23 protein-coding genes are annotated in these 22,873 nt (G+C 65.7%); 19 read left to right on the top strand and 4 right to left on the bottom strand.

Going from position 1 to position 22,873, the window contains the following annotated elements:
- Positions 1 to 277: 277 nt before the first annotated feature.
- The 4 genes from JOD97_RS10695 to JOD97_RS10680 all read right to left on the bottom strand — a co-directional run bounded on the left by JOD97_RS10695 (position 278) and on the right by JOD97_RS10680 (position 3,238).
- Positions 278 to 619 carry a ribonuclease E inhibitor RraB gene (locus tag JOD97_RS10695; RefSeq protein ID WP_209716356.1) on the bottom strand — a complete coding sequence of 114 codons (342 nt, stop codon included), beginning with the start codon at positions 617 to 619 and terminating at the stop codon, positions 278 to 280.
- A gap of 9 nt (positions 620 to 628) precedes the next feature.
- On the bottom strand, positions 629 to 958 hold the full coding sequence (locus JOD97_RS10690; protein ID WP_209716353.1) for a nucleotidyltransferase domain-containing protein: 330 nt from the start codon (positions 956 to 958) through the stop codon (positions 629 to 631).
- Between the two features lie 72 nt (positions 959 to 1,030).
- A complete protein-coding gene (locus tag JOD97_RS10685; protein WP_209716350.1) occupies positions 1,031 to 2,509 on the bottom strand; it encodes a sensor histidine kinase in 1,479 nt (492 codons plus the stop codon).
- Positions 2,510 to 2,536: 27 nt separating this feature from the next.
- A complete protein-coding gene (locus tag JOD97_RS10680; protein ID WP_209716347.1) occupies positions 2,537 to 3,238 on the bottom strand; it encodes a response regulator in 702 nt (233 codons plus the stop codon).
- Between the two features lie 216 nt (positions 3,239 to 3,454).
- Between JOD97_RS10680 and JOD97_RS10675 the strand changes: the two genes are divergently transcribed.
- From JOD97_RS10675 to JOD97_RS10585, 19 genes are all read left to right on the top strand, one after another.
- Positions 3,455 to 4,522, top strand: coding sequence for a porin (locus JOD97_RS10675; RefSeq protein ID WP_209716343.1), 1,068 nt, complete (start codon positions 3,455 to 3,457; stop codon positions 4,520 to 4,522).
- Between the two features lie 99 nt (positions 4,523 to 4,621).
- Entirely contained in the window at positions 4,622 to 5,599 is a 978-nt protein-coding gene (locus JOD97_RS10670; RefSeq protein ID WP_209716340.1) for a tripartite tricarboxylate transporter substrate binding protein, read from the top strand.
- A gap of 36 nt (positions 5,600 to 5,635) precedes the next feature.
- Positions 5,636 to 6,742, top strand: coding sequence for an ABC transporter substrate-binding protein (locus tag JOD97_RS10665; protein WP_209716337.1), 1,107 nt, complete (start codon positions 5,636 to 5,638; stop codon positions 6,740 to 6,742).
- A 131-nt stretch (positions 6,743 to 6,873) separates the two neighbouring features.
- Positions 6,874 to 8,649: an iron ABC transporter permease gene (locus JOD97_RS10660; protein WP_209716334.1), complete on the top strand. Its 1,776-nt coding sequence runs from the start codon at positions 6,874 to 6,876 to the stop codon at positions 8,647 to 8,649.
- 53 nt (positions 8,650 to 8,702) lie between these two features.
- The gene (locus tag JOD97_RS10655) at positions 8,703 to 9,773 is read left to right on the top strand and encodes an ABC transporter ATP-binding protein (RefSeq protein ID WP_209716332.1); all 1,071 of its coding nucleotides are present in this window, start codon (positions 8,703 to 8,705) and stop codon (positions 9,771 to 9,773) included.
- A 285-nt stretch (positions 9,774 to 10,058) separates the two neighbouring features.
- Complete coding sequence (locus tag JOD97_RS10650) at positions 10,059 to 10,808, top strand: beta-ketoacyl synthase chain length factor (RefSeq protein WP_209716329.1); 750 nt, start codon at positions 10,059 to 10,061, stop codon at positions 10,806 to 10,808.
- Positions 10,801 to 11,586, top strand: a complete 786-nt coding sequence (locus JOD97_RS10645; RefSeq protein ID WP_209716327.1) for a 1-acyl-sn-glycerol-3-phosphate acyltransferase — start codon at positions 10,801 to 10,803, stop codon at positions 11,584 to 11,586. The genes JOD97_RS10650 and JOD97_RS10645 overlap by 8 nt, the downstream gene beginning before the upstream one ends.
- A complete protein-coding gene (locus JOD97_RS10640; protein WP_209716324.1) occupies positions 11,579 to 11,833 on the top strand; it encodes a phosphopantetheine-binding protein in 255 nt (84 codons plus the stop codon). The genes JOD97_RS10645 and JOD97_RS10640 overlap by 8 nt, the downstream gene beginning before the upstream one ends.
- 29 nt (positions 11,834 to 11,862) lie before the next feature.
- A complete protein-coding gene (locus JOD97_RS10635) occupies positions 11,863 to 12,114 on the top strand; it encodes an acyl carrier protein (protein ID WP_209717449.1) in 252 nt (83 codons plus the stop codon).
- Between the two features lie 5 nt (positions 12,115 to 12,119).
- On the top strand, positions 12,120 to 12,665 hold the full coding sequence (locus JOD97_RS10630) for a hypothetical protein (protein ID WP_209716321.1): 546 nt from the start codon (positions 12,120 to 12,122) through the stop codon (positions 12,663 to 12,665).
- Entirely contained in the window at positions 12,658 to 14,418 is a 1,761-nt protein-coding gene (locus JOD97_RS10625; RefSeq protein WP_209716318.1) for an AMP-binding protein, read from the top strand. Before JOD97_RS10630 ends, JOD97_RS10625 begins: the two co-directional genes overlap by 8 nt.
- Positions 14,411 to 15,169 (top strand): glycosyltransferase family 2 protein, encoded by a 759-nt coding sequence (locus JOD97_RS10620; protein WP_209716315.1) that lies wholly within the window; start codon positions 14,411 to 14,413, stop codon positions 15,167 to 15,169. The genes JOD97_RS10625 and JOD97_RS10620 overlap by 8 nt, the downstream gene beginning before the upstream one ends.
- On the top strand, positions 15,166 to 16,107 hold the full coding sequence (locus tag JOD97_RS10615; protein WP_209716313.1) for an acyltransferase: 942 nt from the start codon (positions 15,166 to 15,168) through the stop codon (positions 16,105 to 16,107). Before JOD97_RS10620 ends, JOD97_RS10615 begins: the two co-directional genes overlap by 4 nt.
- A complete protein-coding gene (gene hutH, locus JOD97_RS10610) occupies positions 16,094 to 17,665 on the top strand; it encodes a histidine ammonia-lyase (protein ID WP_209716310.1) in 1,572 nt (523 codons plus the stop codon). Before JOD97_RS10615 ends, hutH begins: the two co-directional genes overlap by 14 nt.
- Positions 17,652 to 18,086 (top strand): thioesterase family protein, encoded by a 435-nt coding sequence (locus JOD97_RS10605; RefSeq protein ID WP_209716307.1) that lies wholly within the window; start codon positions 17,652 to 17,654, stop codon positions 18,084 to 18,086. Before hutH ends, JOD97_RS10605 begins: the two co-directional genes overlap by 14 nt.
- Positions 18,083 to 18,691 (top strand): outer membrane lipoprotein carrier protein LolA, encoded by a 609-nt coding sequence (locus tag JOD97_RS10600; protein WP_209716304.1) that lies wholly within the window; start codon positions 18,083 to 18,085, stop codon positions 18,689 to 18,691. The genes JOD97_RS10605 and JOD97_RS10600 overlap by 4 nt, the downstream gene beginning before the upstream one ends.
- Positions 18,688 to 21,039, top strand: a complete 2,352-nt coding sequence (locus tag JOD97_RS10595) for an MMPL family transporter (RefSeq protein ID WP_209716300.1) — start codon at positions 18,688 to 18,690, stop codon at positions 21,037 to 21,039. Before JOD97_RS10600 ends, JOD97_RS10595 begins: the two co-directional genes overlap by 4 nt.
- The gene (locus tag JOD97_RS10590; RefSeq protein WP_373999822.1) at positions 21,032 to 22,279 is read left to right on the top strand and encodes an NAD(P)/FAD-dependent oxidoreductase; all 1,248 of its coding nucleotides are present in this window, start codon (positions 21,032 to 21,034) and stop codon (positions 22,277 to 22,279) included. The genes JOD97_RS10595 and JOD97_RS10590 overlap by 8 nt, the downstream gene beginning before the upstream one ends.
- Entirely contained in the window at positions 22,264 to 22,842 is a 579-nt protein-coding gene (locus JOD97_RS10585; protein ID WP_209716297.1) for a DUF3261 domain-containing protein, read from the top strand. The genes JOD97_RS10590 and JOD97_RS10585 overlap by 16 nt, the downstream gene beginning before the upstream one ends.
- Positions 22,843 to 22,873 lie beyond the last annotated feature (31 nt).

Below are 22,873 nucleotides of genomic sequence, written 5' to 3'. Positions count from 1 at the left end.
GTTGCAATTAGTGAAGAAAGGTGAGGAAGCTGGGTCCGACGTGGTGCAGGCCTTTGGGCCGCTTTGGTGACGTGATCCCGCCTCCCATCCGCCTGCATCTTGGCCTGTGAATCGGTGTTGGAAATGGCTGGCTCGGGAACGCGGGTTCGAGGCGTTGCGGTGCGAGATCTTGACGAGGACGTGCAGCGGCTGGGGCTGTCTTGCCGATTGGGTTTATTACGCTGTCATGGCACGCATGATGCCGCGACAGCGAGGAGGCAGGAAACATCAGTGTTGATCACGATGCCGGGCCGACGTCCATGCCGTCGTAGGATTCCAGCTGGTGCTCCTCGGCGAACTTGTAGAATTGCTGGTTGCGCGCGTGCAGGGTGTCGACGGTGTGCTTTTCCACCTTTTCGATATGCAGCCACCACAGCATCGGCGAGTCGCCGTCGGGTTTGGACTCGTAGAGGCCGACGATCTGGTACCCCTTGGCCTTCAACAGCGGCTGCACGGCTTCCAGCTTCGCCTTGTCCGGGTCGGCGAAAAAATAGCCCCACAACAGCGGCTTGGCGATGTCCCAGGGGGCGTTCTGCTTCATGTCGGCGAATAGCTCGACCATTTCTTCTTTGGTGATCATAGATTCTTTCTACCGGCGATAAAAGCACACGCCGGCGCGTTGAATATGGGCTAACAGGTCCGGATTATTGATGTGGTCAAGGATGGATAAGTCTATCTTGTACGGCAGTAAAAGGTCGTCCAACTCGGTATCGATTCGCAACAGCAGCGAAATGGTCAGATCCTGTCCACTCATACAAATATCAATATCCGATCCGGCTTTAAAATTTCCTGTCGCGCGCGAACCGTAGAGTATCACCTGCTCGACTTCTGGATGACTGGCGAAAACTCTCGTCATCTCGTGAATCACGCCAGGCTTTAACCCGAATGCCAGAGGCTGCTGCTCATTAGGTTCGCTCATGATTTGCCCTGTGAAAGCTGTTCATGCAACGCCATTTTACCGCCACACGCCGATCCCGCCGCGCCGCCGCGTTCAGGCGCGCGGGAAGGTGACGGTTACTTTCAGGCCGCGGCCGCCGGGGGCGTCGTCCAGCGCAATGGTGGCGCCGTGCAGGGTGGCGATGTCGCGCACGATGGCCAGCCCCAGGCCGGCGCCGCCGGGATTGCGCTCCAGCGTGGCGGCGGCGCGGTAGAACGGCGCGAACACGCGCTCGCGCTCGGCCGCCGCGATGCCAGGGCCGCTGTCGGCCACCTCCAGCACGACGCCGCCGGCGCCGTCGGCCACGCGCAGCGTGACCTGGCCGCCGGCCGGCGTGTAGCGCAGCGCGTTGTCGACCAGGTTGGCGATCAGTTCATGCAGCAGCAAGGCCTGGCCGCCGACCACGCATTCGTGCTCGGCCTCCAGCGACAGGTCGATGTTCTTGGCCACCGCCGCCATCGCCATCTCCAGCCCGACCTGGCGCGCGATGTCGCGCAGCGGCACCGGCTCGGCGCGCGCGGCCGCGCCGTCGGCGTCGCCGCCATGTTCGATGCGCGCCAAGGTCAACAGCCGGTTGGCCAGGTTGACGGTGGAGTCGGTGGTGGCGGCGATGCTGTGGACGATGTGGCGCAGCGCCGCCCTGGTCTCCTCGGGCGCGACGCCGGGCCGGTCGCATTCGCGCAGCGCCAGTTCGGCCTGGGTCTTGAGCACCGTCAGCGGCGTGCGCAGTTGGTGCGAGGCGTCGGCGATGAAGCGGCGCTGGCTGCTGATCAGCAGCTGCAGGCGCGAGCGCGAACTGTTCATCGCCGCCACCAGCGGCCGCACCTCCTTGTGCACCAGCGCCGGGTCGACGTCGGACGGGTCGTTCAGGCTGCGCGTTTCGACCGCGATCTTCAGCCGCATCAGCGGCCGCAGCACCAGCCGCACGGCGAACCACACCAGCAGCGCCAGTGCCAGCAGCAGCAAGGCCTGCCACGTCAGCGTGTCGAACAGGATCTGGTTCGACAGGCCGCGGCGCGCCTCGAGCGTCTCGCCGACCTGGATCAGCGCGATGCCGCGCATCGAGTCGTCGTACACCGGCTGCAGCAGCGCGGCGATGCGCACCGGCTGGCCGTTGTAGCTGGCGTGGTAGAAGCGCACCAGCGCCGGATAGGCCTCCGAGCGCGGCACGTTGGGCGGCACCGCCGGCAGGTCGCCGTAGCCGGACACCGTCTCGCCGTTGATGCCGGTGACCTTGTAGTAGATGCGGCCCAGGGTGTCGGTCTCGAAGCTGTCGAGGGCCACGTACGGGACGTCGGCCACCACCTTGCCGCCGACGATGGAGACCCGTTCGGCCAGCGCGCGCGTGGACGCCAGCAGCGAGCGGTCGTAGGCGACATCGGCGGCGTCGAGCGCGTTGCGGTAGACCGAGAAGGTGTTGAGCGCGACGAGCGCCAGCAAAGGCCCCAGCAGCCAGCGCAGCAGCTGGCCGCGCAGGCTGCCCAGCGTGGCGCCGGGGCCGAATCGTTGGGCGAGCCTGGTCAGCGGCGGCATCGGCATCTGCGTCGGGCGGCGCGCGCGTCAGTCGGCGGCCAGCGCCGGCCGCGGTTGCAGCAGGTAGCCGATGCCGCGCAAGGTGGTGATGATGGCCGCATCCGGCGCGGCGATGTCGAGTTTTTTGCGCACCCGGTGGATATACAGTTCGATGGCGTCGATGTTGGCGTCGTCGGCCAGTGCGAACACCTCGTCGAACAGCTTTTCCTTGGAGACGGCGCGGCCGGCGCGCGTGATCAGCGTTTCGAGCACCGCGTGTTCGCGCGGGGTCAGCGCCAGCGCGCTGCCGGCGTAGGTGAACATGCGCGTGACGGTGTCGAAACTGAGCGCGCCGCAGGTGTGCACCAGCGCCTCGTTGCCGACGCTCCGGCGCAGCAGCGCCTTGACGCGCGCCTCCAGCTCGGCCAGTTCGAACGGCTTGGCGAGGTAGTCGTCGGCGCCCAGGTTCAGGCCCTGCACCCGTTCCTCCAGGCCGCCGCGCGCGGTCAGGATCAGCACCGGCGTCTGGCCGCGCGGCGCGGCGCGCGCGCGCAGGCGCTTGAGCACCTCCAGGCCGTCCATGCGCGGCAAAGTCAGGTCCAGGATCAGCAGCGCGTAATCCTGCGTGTGCAGCAGGGCGTCGGCGTCGGCGCCGTTGTCCGCGCATTCGACCGTCAGGTGGGCGTCGCGCAGCGCCTTGGCCAGCCAGTGCGACAGCTCGGTGTGGTCTTCAACTAACAGTATGCGCATAAATTCTTGCCATCACGTAAAAATGGGTTCAGTGTAAGGCCAGAATCATCGTCGCCCACGACAGAAAAGGGAAGGGCCGGTCGGCTTTGTGGTGCGACGACGACAGCCAAGGCCCTCCCGGCAGCAGTGAAAGGTAATTGAAAGGAAGCGACTTCTATAGTGGCACCCTGATAGCAAATATCAGAATCACAAATAACTATATTATCTGGAGATACAATGAAAAAGTCCCCAATTAGCCTTGCCATCTTGGCACTGGCAGCCGCCGTGGGCGGCGCCGCGCAAGCCCAATCGAATGTGCAGGTCTATGGTCTGCTGGACGTCGGCGTCGAAAACGCCAACAACACGAGCGCCAACGGCGGCAGCATGACCCGTGTCATTTCCGGCGGCATGAACACCTCGCGCTGGGGCTTCAGGGGAACGGAAGACCTGGGTGGCGGACTGAAAGCCGTGTTCAATCTGGAAGGCGGGATCTTGATGGACACCGGCGCCCAGGACGGCGCGCTGTTCAAGCGCCAGGCGTATGTGGGCCTGGAGGGCGCCTTCGGCCGCGTGGTCATCGGCCGTTCGTTCACCAGCGTGTACGACACGGTGATCAGCTACGATCCGATGGGCTTCGCGCCTTACTATTCGTGGGCGACCTCCGGTCCTGCCACCGGTCCTAGCAAATACGGCTTCACCACCGCCTACGACAATCTGATCAAGTACGCCGGCTCCTTCGGCGACTTCCGCTTCGGCGCCAACTATTCCGCCGGCGAGCAGACCACCGGCGTGGCCGACAGCGCCAAGATGGGCGCCACCGTCGCCTACAAGATCGGCGGCGCCAATCTGATGGCCACCTATGAGCGCAACAACGGCAACACCGTGGTCGCCACCGGCAACCGCGATGAAAACACCGTCTGGCACGTCGGCGCCAACTACGAGACCGGCCCGCTCAAGTTCTGGGCCGTCCTGCGCGACTACAACCTGACGGCCGGCCGCGCGGCGACCCCCGACGTCGAAGCCACCACCACCTGGGGTGGAGTGGCCTTCAAACCGAACGAGGTCACCACCCTGACCGCCGCGGTCTACCACATCAACGTCAAGAACGTGGCGGCCGGCCGCGACGCCGATCCGACCATGTACGTGCTGCGCTACCGCTACGCGCTGTCCAAGCGCACCGACTTGCACGTGTCGGGCGCCTACGCCAAAGCCAAAAACGGCCAGCTCACCGGCCTGTCCCGCGACGACGCCGGCTTCGGCAACAGCCAGCGCGGCATCACCGCCGGCATGCAGCACCGCTTCTAAGCCGCTTCGCGACCGAAGACCGGGCCGTGTCGATTTTTTTATGCAAGTCGACGCGGCCTGAAAGCGCTTTGAAAGCTTCACCGCTCTAAGATAACCAAGATGACTAAAGTTTTGCAGGCTGTGATCGCCGCGCTGCTGTTACTGTGCGCGGGCGCGCGGGCGGCAAGCCTGGAGTGCATCGTGCCATCCAAGCCGGGTGGCGCGATGGACCTCACGTGCAAGCTCGCCCAAAAGGGCTTGCAGGGCTTGCGCGACGCGCCCAAGCCACCACCGTCGGATATGCGGATCACCTATCTGCCGGGCGGTATCGGCGCGGTGGCCTGGCATTCGCTGGTGTCGCAGCGGCGCCGCGCGGAGCCGAACACGCTGGTGGCCTTTTCGGGCGGCTCGCTGCTCAATCTGGCGCAGGGCAAGTTCGGCAAGGCCAAGGCGAGCGACGTGCGCTGGGTCGCGGCGCTCGGCACGGACTACGGCATGATCGCGGTGCGCGCCGATTCGCCCTACAAGACGTTGGGCGACCTGCTGGCCGCGCTCAAGCGCAATCCGGAGAAGGTGCTGATCGGCGTCTCCGGCACCATCGGCAGCCAGGACTGGCTGAAGATGGCGATGGTGTTCAAGACCGCCGGGCTGGATCCGAAGGCGCTGCGTTTCGTGGCGCTGGAGGGCGGCGGCGAGGCCTTCACGGCGATGCATGCGAATTTCGTGCAGGTCGTGTCGGGCGACGCCAGCGAGGCGACGCTGTACGCGGCCGGTGGCAATACCCGCGTGCTGGCGGTGCTGTCGGAGAAGCGCCTGCCCGGCGTGCTGTCCGGCGTGCCGACCGCGCGCGAGCAGGGGATCGACGTGGTGTGGCCCGTCATCCGCGGCTTGTGGATGGGCCCCCAGGTGCCGGATGCGGATTATCGGCAGTGGGTGGCGGCGTTCGACCGCGTGCTGGCCAGTCCGCAGTTCGCGCAGATGCGCGCGGCGTCGGGTCTGTTCCCGTTCGGGCTGACCGGCGACGCGCTGAGGGATTATGTAGCAAAGGCCGTAGACGATTACGGCAGGCGCGCCGCCGAACTTGGCCTGGTGCGCTGATCACAAGAAAATAGATAAAACAAACGGAGACTAAAAATGATGTTCAAGACCACCATGGCCGCCGCATGCGCCACGCTCACCTTCGCGCTGTTCGCCGCCTCGACCGCCGCACTGGCGCAGGTGCCGGCCGGCTATCCGGCCGACTACCAGAAAATCATCGACGGCGCCAAGAAAGAGGGCAAGCTGGTGGTCTACGGCGCCACCGACAGCAAGGCCACGCAGCCGCTGATCAAGGATTTCAACGCCCAGTTCCCCGGCATCACGGTCGAATACAACGACATGAATTCGACCGAGGTGTATAACCGCTTCATCTCCGAAGTGGCGGCCGGCGGCAACACCGCCGACGCGGTCTGGTCGTCGGCGATGGACCTGCAGATGCGCCTGGCCTCGGACGGCTACGCGATGAAGTACAAATCGGTCGAGGCGCCCAAGCTGCCGGCATGGTCGATGTGGGACGACCAGGCCTACGGCACGACCTTCGAGCCGGCCGCCATCGTCTACAACAAGCGCCTGGTCGACGCCAAGGAAGTGCCGCAGACGCACGCCGACTTCCAGAAGCTGATCCAGCTGCCCAAGTTCAAGGACAAGGTCACGACCTACGACATCGAGAAGTCCGGCGTGGGCTTCATGTTCATGACCCAGGACGCGCGCGAAAATCCGAAGTTCCTCGACATGCTGAACGCCTTCGGCGCGGCCAAGGTGCGGGTGCAGTCGTCGACCGGTACGATGCTCGAGCGGATCTCGTCGGGCGAGAACCTGATCGGCTACAACGTGGTCGGCTCCTACGCGCTGGTGCGCGCCAAGACCGATCCGTCGATCGGCGTGGTGCTGCCGAAGGATTACACGCTGGTCCTGTCGCGCGTGCTGTTCATCAGCAAAAGCGCCAAGAACCCGAACGCCGCCAAGCTGTGGCTCGATTACATGCTGTCCCACCGCGGCCAGACCATCATCGCCAACGAATCCAAACTGTTCGCCATCCGCGGCGACGTCACCGGCGAAACCACCTCGGCGGACCTGATCAAGCAAATCGGCAAGGACAACGTCAAGCCGGTGCCGGTGCATCCGATGGTGCTGCAGTTCCTCGGGCCGGCCAAGCGCATGGCCTTCCTGAAGCAGTGGAAAGAATCGGCCGGCAAGAAGTAATCGTCTGAAGTAAAGCGCCTCACCAGGTCCACCGAACCCCGTACCGGCGCGGGGTCGTACCCGCACGGGTACGACCCCTGCCCGGACCCGCGGGTTGGGTGCCCGCACGCGTTCGTAAAAACGGAATTCCTATGCAAACTATGACCCTACCTGGCTCCGGCCGGCGCAGCCTCAATTGGCCGCGCGGCGTGGTGGTGACCCTCGCCTCCATCGCCATCTTCCTGCCGCTGTTCCTGATCTTCTATCAAAGCTTCCTGAGCGCGCCGTTCTTCATGCCCGTCAAGGAACTGGGCCTGGACGCCTACCGCTTCATCTTCGATGATCCCGATTTCTCGATGGCGTTCAAGAACGCCTTCTACCTGGCCACCGGCCTGACCGCCATCGCCGTGCCGCTGGGCGGCATGCTGGCCTTCCTGATGATCCGCACCGACCTGCCGGGCAAAGGCTTCATCGCGCCGCTGCTGCTGGTGCCGATCTTCGTCTCGCCGATGGTGATGGGCTTCGGCTACGTGGTGTCGATGGGCCCCGTCGGCTTCTACTCGCTGTGGGCCAAGGACATCCTCGGCCTGATCCCGTGGAACATCTACTCGTTCACCAGCATCGTGGTGATCGCCGGCCTGACCCACGTGCCGCACGTCTACCTGTACGCCTCGTCGGCGCTCAAAAGCCTGGGCTCGGACGTGGAGGAGGCGGCCCGCGTGTCCGGCGCCTCGCCGCTGCAGGTGATGTTCAACGTCTCGCTGCCGATGATCACGCCGGCGTTGGCCTACGCCGGCGTGCTGGTGTTCTTCCTCGGCTTCGAGGTGTTCGGCCTGGTGCTGGTGCTGGGCGATCCGGAGGGCCACATGGTGCTGGCCACCTATCTGTACAAGCTGACCAACAAACTGGGCACGCCGTCCTACCACCTGATGGCCGCCGTCGCCGTCTGCCTGGTGATGGTGACGATGCCGCTGGTGATGGTGCAGCGCTACCTGCTCAAGTCGGCCAACAAGTTCGTCTCGATCAAGGGCAAGGGCGCGCGCTCGAAGGCCATGCCGCTGGGCCGCTGGAAATGGCTGGCCTTCGCGCTGATCTTCGCCTGGCTGATGTTCACCATCATCATGCCGCTGTCGGGCATCGTGCTGCGCTCCTTCGTGCAGTACTGGGGCGAGGGCGTCAAGCTGGCCGACGTGCTGACGCTGCAGCACTTCCGCGAAATCCTGGAGCAGCCCGCGCTCATCCGCGGCATCGTCAACACGGTGCTGATCGGCGTGATCGGCGGCGCGCTGGCGGTGATCTGCTACAGCGCCATCGCGCTGGCGATGCACCGCAAGCCGGACGCCATCACCCGCTTCCTCGACTACAGCGTGCTGGTGCCGCGCGCGGTCCCGGGCCTGCTGGCCGGCCTGTCGTTCCTGTGGGTGTTCCTGTTCGTGCCCAGTTGGCTCGACGGCGCCTTGAAGGGCATGGACAACGGCGTGGCGCTGTGGCTCAGCGAGCACGCGATACCGCTGCTGCGCTCCGTGCGCTCGACCATCTTCGCCCTGTGGCTGGCGTATTCGGTGGTGTGGCTGGCCTACGGCATGCGCCTGATCTCGACCGCGCTGCTGCAGGTGGGCCCGGAGCTGGAGGAGGCGGCGCGCGCGGTCGGCGCCAGGCGCGGCCAGGTGACGCGCGACGTCACGCTGCCGCTGGTCAAATACGGCCTGCTGGGCGCGTGGCTGATGGTGTTCCTGATCTTCGAACGCGAATATTCGACCGGCGTGTACCTGCTCACGCCGGGCACGGAGGTGATCGGCGCGATGATCGTCTCGCTGTGGGCGACCGGCTCCACCGATCTGGTGGCGGCGCTATCGTTCATCAACATCTCGCTGGTGGCGATCGGCCTGGGCATCGCCTTGCGCTTCGGAGTTAAGCTGCATAACTAAGCTGCACAACCAAGCCGCATCTAAAGTCAAATAATATGAAACGAGACATCATCATGAATGAATTAACCGTCAACGATCTGCACCTGGACTACGGCACCGGCGCCAGCGCCAATCAAATCCTGAAGGGCGTGTCGATGCACCTTCAAAAGGGCGAAGTGGTGGCGCTGCTCGGGCCCTCGGGCAGCGGCAAGACCACCTTGCTGCGCGCGGTGGCCGGCTTGGAAAGCCCGAAGCAGGGCATCATCGCCATCGGCGACCGCAATGTCTTCGACGGCTCCAGGAACTTCGAGATGCCGGCCGAGCACCGCAACCTGGGGCTGGTGTTCCAGTCCTACGCGCTGTGGCCGCACAAGACGGTGTTCGACAACGTCGCCTATGGCCTGAAGCTGCGCAAGATGGGCGCCAGCGACATCAAGGACAAAGTCGCTGACGTCCTCAAGAACCTGGGCCTGGGCCATCTGGCCGAGCGCTATCCGCACCAGTTGTCCGGCGGCCAGCAGCAGCGCGTGGCGATCGCCCGCGCGCTGGTGTACAACCCGCCCGTGATCCTGCTCGACGAGCCGTTGTCGAACCTCGACGCCAAGCTGCGCGAGGAGGCGCGCGCCTTTCTGCGCGAGCTGATTGTGCGACTGGGCCTGTCGGCGCTGATGGTCACGCACGACCAGGCCGAGGCGATGGCGATCTCCGACCGCATCCTGCTGCTCAATAACGGCAAGATCGAGCAGCAAGGCACGCCGCAAAGCATGTACGAAACGCCGGAGACCTTGTTCACCGCGGAGTTCATGGGCAGTAACAACCGTCTGCCGGCCAAGGTGGTGGGGCGCGACGGCGCGTCGGTGCGGCTCGATGTCAACGGCACGGCCTTGCAGGGCACCGCACGCGGCGCCAGCGGCGGCGAGCCATCGACCATCATCCGCGTCGAGGAGGTGAAGATCAGCGCGACGCCGGTCGACAACGCCATCGAAATGCCGCTGCTGACTTGTATGTATCTGGGCGACCGCTTCGAGTGCCTGTTCAAGAGCGCCGGCGGCGCCGAGTTCGGCCTGCGCGCCTACTCCAAGTACAAGCTGGAAGCCGGGAAATATTGGCTACAATTGCCTGCTGACAAGCTGTGGGTGTTCTAAGGGCTTAAAGTAGATTAATTTAATCAACGAAAGGCGGGGCCGCAGCGATGCGCCCCGTCTTTTTGCTTTTGCGCACCGAAAAGTGTGACATTTGGCTAGAAATCTTCACCATAGTTGCACAAAAGTAGAGCTCAATGAGCAAAATAGTTGCCATGCGTCTATTTTTTTGGCTGATTGCGCTCGGCAGTCGTTTATAATTTTAAAAGTACGTCGGCTGGCATTTTGCGGCATGTGAGCGCGAGTTCGTACCTCCTTTTACCTCAAAGCTCTGGAATAATTGTCAACATGCGCACTCACGGCGTCACTTTTTCTATCGTCAAGCATGCGCAATGGGCGCCCGGCCTGACCACACCGGAAGCGTGGACGCAATGGGCGCGGGCCCCGCGCCGCATCGTCGCTGGCGAAGAACCCGGCGTCAAGGCGATGCCGGCGATGTTGCGGCGCCGGGCCGGTTTTTTGGGGAAGATGGCGCTGGAGGTGGCGTACCAATGCCTCGACGGGCGCGGCGAAGCGGGCGGCGACATTCCGACGGTCTTTTGTTCCCGGCACGGCGAGGTCTCGCGCGCCCTTGAATTACTGAGCGATCTGGCGCGCGGCGAGGCGCTGTCGCCGACCGCCTTCAGCATGTCGGTGCACAACGCGACGGCGGGCCTGTTGACCATCGCGCGCGCCGATCGCGCCAACCACATCGCGCTGGCCGCCGGCGCGGCGACGATCGAACACGCGGTGATCGAGGCCTGCGGCCTGCTGGCCGACGGCGCACCGGCGGTGCTGCTGGTGGCCTCCGATTGCCAGCTGCCGGAACTGTTTTTGCCGTTCCAGGACTGCGAGGAACAGCCGCACGCGTGGGCATGGCTGATGACGGCCGCCGACGGCGCCGATGATCCGATCGCGTTGCGCTGGAGCGCGAGCGACCAAACGCCATCGTCCGGCATGCCGGGCGGATTGGAGGTGGCGGCCTTCCATCTGGGCGGGGCGGACCGGATGGAGCGCTGCGATGGCCGCATGCGCTGGAGCTGGAGCCGCGATGCTTGATGCGGCGCTGGCCGGGCTGTCGCTGTACTGGCGCGTGTTCGCCACGGGATTGAGTTTTACCGTGTTCGGGGTTGGCGGGCTGCTCATGCGCGTGGTGCTGTTCCCGGTGCTGAACCTGCTGGTTCGGAACAAGGAGCGGCGCGTGGCGGCGGCGCGCGGATTGATACGCCGGGCGTTTCGCGCCTACGTGGACATGATGCGCGCGCTGGGCGTGCTGCGCTACGAGGTGCGCGGCCTGGAGAAGCTGGAACGCGGCGGCTTGCTGATATTGGCGAACCACCCGACCCTGATCGATACCGTGTTCCTGATGGCGTTCGTGAAGAACGCCGACTGCATCGTCAAGGGCGCGTTGTGGAACAACCCGTTCACGCGCGGGCCGGTGCGGGCGGCGGGCTATATCAACAACGAGGGCGGGGCGGCGCTGGTGGACGATTGCATCGCCTCCCTGCGGCGCGGTAACAACCTGATCGTGTTCCCCGAGGGGACGCGCACGCCGGCCGATGGCGTCATCAGCATGAAGCGCGGCGCCGCCAACATCGCGGTGCGCGGCGCGCGCGATATGACGCCGGTGCTGATCCGCTGCGATCCGCTCACGCTGGGCAAGGGCGAGAAGTGGTGGCGCGTGCCGCCGCGGCGGGTGTTGATACGGATAGACGTCCAGGATGACCTGGCGATCGAGACGTTTACGGGGGGCGGCGCCAGCGAAGTGATGGCGGCGCGCCAGTTGACGGAATTTTTACAAGACTATTTTACCGGGAAGTACCAACGTCATGCTTGAACAGGAAGTGAAAGAATTGATCATCGAAGTGCTGCAGCTGGAAGATATCACGCCGGACGATATCGACAGCGCCGCACCGTTGTTTGTCGAAGGCCTGGGCCTCGATTCGATCGACGCGCTGGAACTGGGCGTCGCATTGCAGAAGAAGTACGGGATATCCCTGTCGGCCGATTCCGAAGACACCCGCCGCCATTTCGCGTCGGTGCGGGCGCTGGCGACGATGATCGAGACCCACAGGAAGAAATAAGGGAGCACGACATGATAGCGTTGAACGACATGAGCAAAGACCAGCTGCAAGCCTGGGTGATCGATTTGTTGGCCGATATGTTCGAACTCGATAAAGCGGAACTGACCGCCGACTCGAACCTGTACGCCGATCTCGATATCGACAGCATCGACGCCGTCGACCTGGCCGTCAAGCTGAAACAACTGACCGGCAAGCGTCTGCAGCCGGAAGTGTTCAAGACCATCCGCACCATCGGTGACGTGGTCGACGCGCTGGCCGGCATGACGGAGCAGGCGGCTTAAACGCGATGCCGATGACTGTATTGACGGCGGCGTTGACGCTGCTGTATCCGTTGGCGATCTGGCTGGGACATGGACAAGTGGAACCGCGCTGGCTGGCCGGCCTGCTGCTGCTGGCGGTCGCCACGCGCCTGCCGGCGCTCAAGTTGAGCGGCGTCGCGCGCTGGTCGGCCGCGGGCGGCCTGGTGCTGGTCGCGTGCGCGATCTGGAGCAATCTGCTGCTGCCGCTGAAACTCTACCCGGTGCTGGTGAACGCCGCGCTGCTGGCGGGCTTCGCCTGGAGCCTGGGCACGCCGATGTCGGCGGTCGAGCGCATGGCGCGCCTGCGCGGCGAGGATTTTGCGCCGCCGGCGCAGGCCTATATGCGCTCGGTCACGCAGGTGTGGTGCGGCTTCTTTATCATCAATGGCGCGGTCGCGCTGGCGACCGCGCTGTGGGCTTCCGAGGCCGTGTGGTCGCTGTACACCGGCGTGATTTCGTATGCCTTGATGGCGATCCTGTTCGGCGCCGAATATCTGGTGCGGATGCGTTTCAAGCGGCTGCACCATGTCTGACCGTATCGAGCGTTTGTACGCGGCGATGGCCGCGCGGCCGGCCGGCGGCATCGTCGGCTGGAGCGCCGGCGAGGGCGTCACCAATGAGCGGTTCCTGGCGCGGGCGCGGGCGTGGCACGCGCTGCTGCGCGGCCGGCCGGGGCGCGACTACGCGCTGTACCTGGAAGACAGCATCGAATTCGGCGCGGCCCTGCTGGGGGCCTGGCACGCCGGCAAAACCATCTGGCTCAGCGCCGACACGCTGGAGACCACGTGCGCCGCGCTTCGCGCTTCGGTCGACGGCTTCCTCGGCCAGTTCCCGGCGGAGATGGCGCCTTTGCAGCCGTCGCCGCCGGCGGACGACGACGCTGAAATAGACGGCACGCTCGATCCGGAATTCCCCGCGCTGGTGGTGTTCACCTCCGGCAGCACCGGTGCGGCGCAGGCGATCCCCAAAAAACTGTCGCAGATGGCGAACGAGGTCGAAACGCTCGATCTGCTGTTTGGCCCCGCGACCGGCGACGCCGCCATCCTGGCGACGGTATCGCACCAGCACATCTACGGTTTGCTGTTCAAGATTTTGTGGCCGCTCAGTTCCGGCCGCGCCATCCACGCGATTAGCATTGCCTTCCCCGAGGCGCTGGCGCCGGCGATGGCGGCCGGTCCGTGCGTGCTGATCGCCAGCCCGGCGCATCTGAAACGCCTGCCGGACCATCTGGACTGGAGCGGCGCCGCACGCATGCTGCGCGGCGTGTTTTCGTCCGGCGGCCCGCTGGCGCCGGAGACGGCGTTCGCCATGGGCACCGTGCTGGGCAAGGTGCCGGTGGAGGTGTACGGCAGTTCGGAGACCGGCGGCGTGGCCTGGCGCCAGCGCAAGGCCGGCGCCGACGATTCGTGGCTGCCTTTCCCGACGGTGCAATGGCGCCTGGGCGAAGACAACGGACTGGAAGTGCGCTCGCCGCATCTGCCCGACGACGCGTGGCTGGCCTTGGCCGACCGCGCCGAGGGCGCCGGGCGTGCCCCCAGCGGCGGCGAACAGCGCTTCGTGCTGCGCGGGCGCAGCGACCGTATCGTCAAAATCGAGGAAAAGAGGGTTTCGCTGACGGCGATGGAGGCGGCGTTGACCGGCACCGGCCTGGCCGCCGAAGCACGCGTCGTCCTGTGCGATCCGGTCGCCGGCGAACGCCAAAAGGTGGCCGCCTTCGTCGTGCCGACCATCGCCGGCCGCACGCTGCTGGCGACCGGCGGCAAAACCGCGCTGAACGCCCGCCTGCGCGCCGCGCTCGCCGCGACGGTGGAACTGGTGGCCTTGCCGCGCCGCTGGCGTTACCTGGACCAGATGCCGGTGAACGCGCAAGGCAAAACCACGCTGGCGGCCTTGCTTGCGCTGCTGGACGACGACGGGGTCGATCGTCGTCCGCGCCTGCCGCAAGTGCGCGAGCTGGAACGCGCGGGCGATCGCGTGCTGCTGGAAGTGACGGCGCCATCGAACCTGTATTATTTCGACGGCCACTTCGACGTCGCGCCTATCCTGCCTGGCGTGGTGCAGGTCGACTGGGCCATCCATTACGGCCGCCAGTATTTTCCGCTGCCGGCCATTTTCAAAGGCATCAACGCGCTCAAGTTCCAGCAGGTGATACAGCCGGCGCAGCCGGTGCGGCTGGAACTGACGCACGACGCGGTCAAGGGCAGCCTGCAATTCCGTTACGCGTCCGACGCCGGGCAGCATTCGAGCGGCCGCGTCATGCTGCTGGCGGGGAGCGGCCATGACTGAGGCGCCGGGCTTCAAGCCCTGCATCGTGGTCCCGGTGTACAACCACGAACACGCGATCGGCGCGGTGCTGGCCGGCTTGCTGCGCCACGACGTGCCGTGCATCCTGGTCGATGACGGCAGCAACGCGGCGTGCGCCGGCGTGCTCGATGCGCTGGCGCAGGCCAACCCGGAGCGCGTGACCTTGGTGCGGCTGCCGCAAAACCAGGGCAAGGGCGTGGCGGTGCTGAGCGGCTTTGTGCGCGCGGCGCAGCTGGGTTTCAGCCATGTGCTGCAAATCGACGCGGACGGCCAGCACCGCACCGACGACGTGCCCGGGTTCCTTGCGCAAGCGCGGGCCCACCCGCACGCCATCATCGCCGGCCATCCGGTCTACGACGAATCGGTGCCCAAGGCGCGCCTGTACGGCCGCTACGCCACCCACATCTGGGTCTGGATCAATACGCTGTCGTTCGACATCAAGGATTCGATGTGCGGCTTCCGCGTCTATCCGGTGGCGCCGGTCAACGCACTGGCGGCGCGCCACGCCATCGGCGCGCGCATGAACTTCGACACCGACATCCTGGTGCGGCTGTTCTGGGACGGCCTGCAAGTGGTCAATCTGCCCACCCGCGTATCGTATCCGGCGGACGGCGTGTCGCACTTCCGCGTCTGGCGCGACAATGTGCTGATCACGTGGATGCACACGGTGCTGTTCTTCGGCATGCTGCCGCGCATCCCCAAACTGCTGGCGCGCAAGTGGCGGACACCGTGAGCGCGCGCAGTCTGCACTGGGCCGCGATCAACGAAATCAGTTTTGTCGCCGGTATGCGCTTCCTGTTCTGGATCTGCCGCGTTTTCGGCCGCTGGCCGTTCCGCGTGGTGCTGTATCCGGTGCTGGGCTGGTACGTGCTGACCAAGCCCTTGCCGCGCAAGGCTTCGCGCGACTATCTACGGCGCATGGAGCGCTTCAGCGGCCGCGCGCAGCCGGGCGTCTTGCGCCACTTCGCCGCCTTTGGCGAGAGTATCCTGGACAAGATGCTGCTGTGGGGTGGCCTGTTCAAAGTCGACGACGTCACGCTGCACGGCGGTGAGCTGATCACCGACGCGGTGGCGGCGGGGCGCGGCGGCCTGCTGATCTGCGCCCACCTGGGCAATCTGGAGTTGTGCCGGGTGCTGTCGCGCCAGCGCCACGACATCAAGCTCACGGTGCTGGTGCATACCAAGCACGCGCAAGCCTTCAACGAGATGCTGGGCAGCCTGAATCCCGCCAGCCAGCTCAATCTGATGCAGGTGACGGACATGTCGCCGGCCACCGCAATGCTGCTGGCCGAGCGCGTGGCGCGCGGCGAATTCGTCGTCATCGCCGGCGACCGCGTTCCGGTCTCGCATAATCCGCGCGTGGCGGTGGCCGATTTCCTGGGCGCGCCGGCCGCCTTCCCGGTCGGTCCCTACGTGCTGGCAGGCGTCTTGCAATGCCCGGTGTTCCTGTTGTTCTCGATGCGCCGGGGGCGTCGTTCGGACCTGTATTTCGAGCACTTCCGCGACGCGGTGCGCATCCCGCGCAAGGAGCGCGACGCCGCGCTGGCGCAAATGGCCGGCGACTACGCCAAGCGGCTCGAGCACCACACCGCGCAGGCGCCGCTGCAATGGTTTAATTTTTACGATTTTTGGCATTTACCCGAATTGGAGCGTTCCGATGTACCCCGCTGACACAGCCCGACCGAATACCGCCGCGCGCGCCGTCCGCTTCGACCGCCAGCGCCTGACGATCGAAGACATCGTCGATATCGCGCAAGGGCGCGCGACGGCAACGCTGTCGGACGATCCCGCGTTCCGCGCCACCATCGCGCGCGGCGCCGATTTCCTCGAACGGCTGCTGCGCGAGGACGGCACCATCTATGGCGTGACCACCGGTTACGGCGATTCCTGCACCGTCACCGTGCCGCCGGAGCTGGTGGCCGAGCTGCCGCACCACCTGTACACCTATCACGGCGTCGGCCTGGGCGAGTACTTCACGCCGCAGCAGACGCGCGCGATCCTGGCCTCGCGCCTGGCGTCGCTGAGCAAAGGCTATTCCGGCGTCAGCGTCGAACTGCTGTTGCAGATCACCCGCCTGCTCGACGCCGGCCTGCTGCCGCTGATCCCGTCGGAGGGCTCGGTCGGCGCCAGTGGCGACCTGACGCCACTGTCGTATGTGGCGGCGGTGCTGTGCGGCGAGCGCGAAGTATGGCGCGACGGCGTCCAGGTGCCGGCCGCGCAGGCCTTGCGCGAAGCCGGCATCACGCCGCTGCGCCTGCGGCCGAAGGAGGGCCTGGCGATCATGAACGGCACCGCCGTCATGACGGCGCTGGCCTGCATGGCCTACGACCGCGCCGACTATCTGGTCAAGCTGACCACCCGCATCACGGCGATGGCGTCGTTCGCGATGGACGGCAACGCCCATCATTTCGACGAGGTGCTGTTCTCGGTCAAGCCGCACGGCGGCATGCAGCAGGTGGCGGCGTGGCTGCGCAGCGACCTGCCGACCGACCAATGGGAGCGCAACGGCAAGCGCCTGCAGGACCGCTATTCGATCCGCTGCGCGCCGCACGTGATCGGCGTGCTGGCCGATGCCATGCCGTTCTTCCGCACGTCGATCGAGAATGAGCTCAATAGCGCCAACGACAATCCATTGATCGACGCCGACAACGAGCGCGTGCTGCACGGCGGCCACTTCTACGGCGGCCATATCGCCTTCGCGATGGACGGCATGAAGAACGCCGTGGCCAACCTGGCCGACCTGCTGGACCGCCAGATGGCGCTGCTGGTCGACAGCCGCTACAACCATGGCCTGCCGGCCAACCTGTCCGGCGCCACCGGCGCGCGCGCGGCGATCAACCACGGCCTCAAGGCACTGCAGATCAGCGCTTCGGCGTGGACCGCCGAAGCGCTCAAGCTGACGATGCCAGCGTCGGTGTTCTCGCGCTCGACCGAATGCCACAACCAGGACAAGGTCAGCATGGGCACCATCGCCGCGCGCGACTGCCTGCGCGTGCTGGAATTGACCGAGCAGGTGGTCGCGGCGTTGCTGATCACGGTGCGCCAGGGCGTCTGGCTGCGTTGCCAGGCAAGCCCCGAGCTGCGCCCGCACGCCCCGCTGGCGGCGATGCAGGAGGCGCTGGCCGCCGATATCAAGGCGGTCGAGGAAGACCGCCGCCTGGAACCGGACCTGCGCCTGCTGCTCGAGCGCATCCGTGCCAAGTCATGGGATTTGTATGCGCAGGACTAACAAGGAGAGCCGCTGGTTCGCGGAAGTCGAGATGCAGGTGCAGTTTTTCGACCTGGACCCGATGGAGATCGTCTGGCACGGCCGCTACGTCAAGTATCTGGAAGTCGTGCGCTGCGCTTTGCTGGACAAGATAGACTACAACTACCCGCAGATGAAGGCCTCGGGCTACGCCTGGCCGGTGATCGACATGCAGCTGCGCTATGTCGGCTCGGCCACCTTCGGCCAGAAGCTCAAGCTGCGCGCCGATATCGTCGAATGGGAAAACCGTTTGAAGATCGATTATCTGATCACCGACGCCGAAACCGGCAAGCGCCTTAACCGCGCCAGCACCACCATGGTCGCCGTCGATCTCGCGACCAGGGAGATGTGCTTCGTGTCGCCGCCGGTGCTGTTCGAAAAACTGGGAATCGAGCCTGTATGAATAAAATGAAAACCGTTTTGCTGGCGGCCGCGCTGGCGCTGTTCAACCCCGCGCAGGCCGCCGCGCCGGTCGCCAAGATCCAGGCCATGCTGGCCAAGCCGGCCATCATGTGCGGCCGTTTCGACCAGACCAAGCAACTGGCCGGCATGAAAAAGCCGCTGGCCTCCAATGGCCGCTTCTGCGTGGTGGCCGGCAAGGGCGTGTTGTGGCGCACCTTGCAGCCTTTCCCGAACACCTTGCGGCTCACGCGCGACGAAATCGTCAACTACCAGGGCGACCGTGTCGCCATGCGCCTGGACGCCAAGACCGAGCCGACCGTCCGCATGATCAACAACGTGCTGTTCTCGCTGTTGTCGGGCGATCTGGGACAGCTCGAATCGCTGTTCGAAGTCGACGGCAGCGTCGACGCCAATAGCTGGAACGTGGCGCTGAAGGCGCGCCAGGCGGCGCTGGACAAGGCCATCGGCACCATCAAGCTCGATGGCGGCGCCTACGTCAAGAACATCGTCATGAGCGAGTCCGGCGGCGACAAGACCAGCATCGTGTTCTCCGCCATCCAGACCGGCGAGACGGCGCTGACCAAGGAAGAGGCGGCGCTGTTTTGACGCGTACCCGACAACTCGCGCTGCTGTGGGCGGTGGTGGTGTGCCTGCTGCTGGGGCATAACGCCTATCTGTGGCTGGTCCAGCGCATCGTGCCCAACACCGACATCATGGCGCTGTTGCCGGTGCAGGAGCGCGACCCGGTGCTGCAGCAGTCGTTCTCGCACATGGTCGACGCGGCGCAGCAGCGCGTGATCGTGCTGGTTGGCGCCGCCGACTGGGAGGACGCCAAGCGCGCCGCCGACGCTTACAGCGCCGTGCTGGCGCCGCGCAAGGATTTGTTCGATGCCGCGCCGATCGACGAAAAAACACAGAACGACTGGCTGTCGCTGTTTCAGCGGCATAGCCTGACCTTGCTGACCGCGCAGCAGGAGGCGCAATTGCGCGGCCAGCCGTCGCAGTTCTGGCTGGAGACGGCGCTGGGCAAATTGTATGGTTCCTTCGGCGGACCGAAACTGGGTTCGTGGCAGCAGGACCCGTTTGGATTGTTCGCCGGCTGGGTGCAGGAACGCGCGCAGGAAACGCCGGTGCGCCCGCGCGACGGCCACCTGTTCGTCGCCGGCGCCGAGCGCCAGTACGTGCTGCTGGTGTTGACGCTGAAGGTGCCCGCGCTGTCGATGACGGCCCAGGAAACGGTGCTGCCGCTGCTCGAGCGGGCCGGCGACGCCGCCCGCAAGGCGGTGCCGCAAGTGGAACTGGTGCGGGCGGGCGTGATCCTGCACGCGGCCAACGCCAGCGCACAGGCCAGCGGCGAAGTGTCGACCATCGGCATCGGCTCGCTGCTCGGCATCGTGCTGCTGATGTGGTTCGCCTTCCACTCGTTCAAGCCGATTTCGCTGATCCTGCTATCGATCGGCATCGGCTTTCTCGGCGCCTTGTCGGTGTGCTGGCTGATGTTCGGCCAGATCCATTTAATGACGCTGGTGTTCGGCGCCAGCCTGATAGGCGTGGCGCAGGATTACGGTATCTACTTCCTGTCCAACCGCCTGGCGGCCGGCGAAACCCTCGATTCGCCGGCTTTGCTCAAACGCCTGCTGCCGGGCCTTTGCCTGACGTTGCTGGCGGCGGTGATCGGTTACATGGGACTGGCGTTGACGCCGTTCCCCGGCTTGCGCCAGATGGCGGTGTTCTCCGCGCTCGGCCTGGTGTTCGCCTGGCTGACGGTGGCGTTCTGGTTCCCGGCGCTGATCGGCGCGCGCGCGCTCAAGTCCGGCGGCCTGGTACGCGTGTACGGCGACGCGCTGCGGCATTGGCCGGTGCTGCGGCTGAACGCTGCCACGCTGGCGGCGGCGGTGGTTTTCGCTCTGGCGGCGGGCTACGGCATCAGCCGCCTGGGCGCCAACGACGATATCCGTTTGCTGCAAAATCCGCCCAAGCACCTGATCGACGATCAGATCAAGTTGAGCAAGCTGCTGGACGCGCCGACGCCGGTGCAGTACTTCCTGGTGCGCGGCGAGTCCGCCGAGGTGGTGCTGCAGCGCGAGGAGGCGCTCAAGGCGAAGCTCGATACACTGATCGCCACCAGCGGCATCACCGGCTATCAGGCCGTGTCGAACTGGGTGCCGTCGGCCCGCGCGCAGGCCGAACGCCGGGCGCTGGTCGAACAAAAGCTGCTCGCCGACGACGGCCCGCTGCAAGGCTTGGCCAAACAGACGGGCGAGGACGCGCAGTGGATCGCGGCGACCCGCGCCGGATTGCTGGCGGCCGGCGCGCCGCTGACGCCGGACGATTTCCTGAAGTCGCCGGCCAGCGAGCCTTCGCGTCATCTGTGGCTGGGCGAGACCGGCGGCGTTCACGCCAGCATCGTCGCGCTGCGCGGCCTTGGCAGGGCGGCGGTGCCCGAGGTGATGCGCGCGGCCGACGGCCTGCATGGCGTGCAGTGGGTCGACAAGGTGGCCGAGATTTCCTCGGTGCTGGGCCGCTACCGCGAGAACATGAGCTGGGTGGTGCTGGGCGCGTACGCGCTGGTGTTCGCGATGCTGTTCCCGCGCTATCGCGGCCGCACGTGGCGCGTGCTGGCGCCGACGGCGCTGGCTAGCGTGGCCACGCTGGCGGTGCTCGGTTTCGCGTCGCAGAACCTGCAGCTGTTCCATGTGCTGGCGCTGTTGCTGCTGCTCGGCGTCGGCGTCGACTACGGCATCTTCATGCAGGAGCGTCCCGACAATCGCGGCGGCGCGGCGTGGCTGGCGGTGGGGATGTCGGCGTCGAATACATTTTTGTCGTTTGGTTTGCTCGGCCTGAGCAAGACCCCGGCGTTGCAGGCCTTTGGCCTGACCATGCTGCTGGGGATCGCGCTGGCCTGGCTTATTGTTCCCTGTTTTGGCACCATCAAAGAAAGCAAGCATGACTGACGCACTGAACATCGAATCGGTGGAAATCCTGATCGTCGGCGCCGGCCCGGCCGGTTCCGTCGCCGCCGCGCTGCTGCGCCAGCAGGGACGCCAGGTGCTGGTGATCGAGCGCGAAGAGTTTCCGCGCTTTTCGATCGGCGAAAGCCTGCTGCCGCAAAGTATGGCCTACCTCGAACAAGCGGGCATGCTGCGGGCGGTGGTGGAGGCGGGCTTCCAGTTCAAGAACGGCGCCGCCTTCATGCGCGGTGGCCGCTACACCGATTTCGATTTCCGCGACAAGCACTCGGAGGGCTGGGGCACGACCTACCAGGTGCAGCGCGCGCAGTTCGACCACATCCTGGCGAAGGAGGCCGCGCGCTTCGGCGCCGAGGTACGTTATCGCCACGAAGTGATGAACATCGAGCTGGGAGCGAACGGCGCGCCGGCGCTGGTCACCGTCAAGAATCCGGACGGCGAAACGTACCAGGTGCGCGCCGGCTTCATTCTGGACGCCAGCGGCTTTGGCCGCATCCTGCCGCGTCTTTTGACGCTCGAAACGCCGTCCAATTTCCCGGTGCGCGGGGCGATCTTCACCCACATCGAAGACGGCATACGGGGTGGCTTCGACCGCAACAAGATCCGCGTGACGGTGCATCCTCAGCACGACGACGTCTGGTTCTGGACCATTCCATTCGCCGGCGGCCGCTGTTCGCAGGGCGTGGTGGCCGAAACCAGCTTCCTCGACCGCTATCAGGGCACGCCGACCGAGCGGCTGCAGGCGATCCTGGCCGAGGAACCGTCGCTGAGCGCCTTGCTGGCCGACGCCAAGTGGGACACGCCGGCGCGCCAGATCGTCGGTTATTCGGCCAACGTGGAAAAACTGTGGGGACCGGGCTACGCGCTGCTGGGCAATGCGGGCGAATTCCTCGACCCGGTGTTCTCGTCCGGCGTGACCATCGCCTTCAAATCGGCCAGCCTGGCCGCCGCCGCGCTGCAACGCCAGTTCGCCGGCGAGACGGTCGACTGGCAGGCCGACTTCGGCGCGCCGCTGCGCAAGGGCGTGGACACGTTCCGCGTCTTCGTCGAATCCTGGTACGCCGGCGGCTTCCAGAAGATCATCTTCCACGAAAACCAGCAGCCGGAGATCAAGCGCATGATCTCCGCCATCCTGGCCGGCTACGCCTGGGACTTGAGCAATCCGTACGTCAAGGAGACGCCGCGCAGGCTCGCCGCGTTGGAGGCCTTATGCACGCCGCAGTGATATCGAACCGGGTTCGCCACGGCCTGCATGTGGCGTTGCTGACGGTGGTGGCGCTGCTGGCAGGTTGCGCCACCGCGCCCCCGCCGCAGGCGCGGCTTGGCCTGAAGCTGCCGCCGGCGGCGCTGGGCGCCTCGATCAGCGTGCAGCAGCATCTGAAGGTGGAACGCGCCGGCCGCACCGACGATCTGGACGTGGCGTTGCAGGTGGAGCCGGAGGCGATCGACGTGGTCGGCCTGGCGTTCGGCCAGCGCGTGCTGACTATGCATTACGACGGTAAGGAGCTGACCTCGTGGCGCCACGTGATGCTGCCGTCGCAGGTGCGCCCCGAGGATGTGCTGGAGGACATGCAACTGACCCTGTGGCCGGCCGAGGCGGTCGCCGCGGCGCTGCCGGACGGCTGGCGCATCGCCGAGCAGGGGGCGACGCGCACCTTGTACCTGGCCGACGAGCCTATCATGAGGATATCCTATAGTGGAACCCCGCGCTGGAGCGGCACCGTGGTGTTGGAGAATCTGCGGTATCACTATAAGCTGACGATACAGTTCGCGCAGGAAGGGCAATGAGCCCAATAAGCGTAACGAGATTGACCGAGAC

It is taken from the genome of Duganella sp. 1411 (assembly GCF_017833525.1).
In the GTDB taxonomy this organism is placed as follows: domain Bacteria; phylum Pseudomonadota; class Gammaproteobacteria; order Burkholderiales; family Burkholderiaceae_D; genus Rugamonas.
The sequence above is the reverse complement of the archived record's forward strand: the minus strand, read 5'-3'. Positions and strand labels throughout refer to the sequence as shown.

Excerpts from the sequence above, each read along its gene's own strand:
- JOD97_RS10695 (WP_209716356.1), bottom strand. The coding sequence starts at position 619 with ATGATCACCAAAGAAGAAATGGTCGAGCTATTCGCCGACATGAAGCAG.
- JOD97_RS10690 (WP_209716353.1), bottom strand. The coding sequence starts at position 958 with ATGAGCGAACCTAATGAGCAGCAGCCTCTGGCATTCGGGTTAAAGCCT.
- JOD97_RS10685 (WP_209716350.1), bottom strand. The coding sequence starts at position 2,509 with ATGCCGCCGCTGACCAGGCTCGCCCAACGATTCGGCCCCGGCGCCACG.
- JOD97_RS10680 (WP_209716347.1), bottom strand. The coding sequence starts at position 3,238 with ATGCGCATACTGTTAGTTGAAGACCACACCGAGCTGTCGCACTGGCTG.
- JOD97_RS10675 (WP_209716343.1), top strand. The coding sequence starts at position 3,455 with ATGAAAAAGTCCCCAATTAGCCTTGCCATCTTGGCACTGGCAGCCGCC.
- JOD97_RS10670 (WP_209716340.1), top strand. The coding sequence starts at position 4,622 with ATGACTAAAGTTTTGCAGGCTGTGATCGCCGCGCTGCTGTTACTGTGC.
- JOD97_RS10665 (WP_209716337.1), top strand. The coding sequence starts at position 5,636 with ATGATGTTCAAGACCACCATGGCCGCCGCATGCGCCACGCTCACCTTC.
- JOD97_RS10660 (WP_209716334.1), top strand. The coding sequence starts at position 6,874 with ATGCAAACTATGACCCTACCTGGCTCCGGCCGGCGCAGCCTCAATTGG.
- JOD97_RS10655 (WP_209716332.1), top strand. The coding sequence starts at position 8,703 with ATGAATGAATTAACCGTCAACGATCTGCACCTGGACTACGGCACCGGC.
- JOD97_RS10650 (WP_209716329.1), top strand. The coding sequence starts at position 10,059 with ATGCGCACTCACGGCGTCACTTTTTCTATCGTCAAGCATGCGCAATGG.
- JOD97_RS10645 (WP_209716327.1), top strand. The coding sequence starts at position 10,801 with ATGCTTGATGCGGCGCTGGCCGGGCTGTCGCTGTACTGGCGCGTGTTC.
- JOD97_RS10640 (WP_209716324.1), top strand. The coding sequence starts at position 11,579 with ATGCTTGAACAGGAAGTGAAAGAATTGATCATCGAAGTGCTGCAGCTG.
- JOD97_RS10635 (WP_209717449.1), top strand. The coding sequence starts at position 11,863 with ATGAGCAAAGACCAGCTGCAAGCCTGGGTGATCGATTTGTTGGCCGAT.
- JOD97_RS10630 (WP_209716321.1), top strand. The coding sequence starts at position 12,120 with ATGCCGATGACTGTATTGACGGCGGCGTTGACGCTGCTGTATCCGTTG.
- JOD97_RS10625 (WP_209716318.1), top strand. The coding sequence starts at position 12,658 with ATGTCTGACCGTATCGAGCGTTTGTACGCGGCGATGGCCGCGCGGCCG.
- JOD97_RS10620 (WP_209716315.1), top strand. The coding sequence starts at position 14,411 with ATGACTGAGGCGCCGGGCTTCAAGCCCTGCATCGTGGTCCCGGTGTAC.
- hutH (WP_209716310.1), top strand. The coding sequence starts at position 16,094 with ATGTACCCCGCTGACACAGCCCGACCGAATACCGCCGCGCGCGCCGTC.
- JOD97_RS10605 (WP_209716307.1), top strand. The coding sequence starts at position 17,652 with ATGCGCAGGACTAACAAGGAGAGCCGCTGGTTCGCGGAAGTCGAGATG.
- JOD97_RS10600 (WP_209716304.1), top strand. The coding sequence starts at position 18,083 with ATGAATAAAATGAAAACCGTTTTGCTGGCGGCCGCGCTGGCGCTGTTC.
- JOD97_RS10590 (WP_373999822.1), top strand. The coding sequence starts at position 21,032 with ATGACTGACGCACTGAACATCGAATCGGTGGAAATCCTGATCGTCGGC.
- JOD97_RS10585 (WP_209716297.1), top strand. The coding sequence starts at position 22,264 with ATGCACGCCGCAGTGATATCGAACCGGGTTCGCCACGGCCTGCATGTG.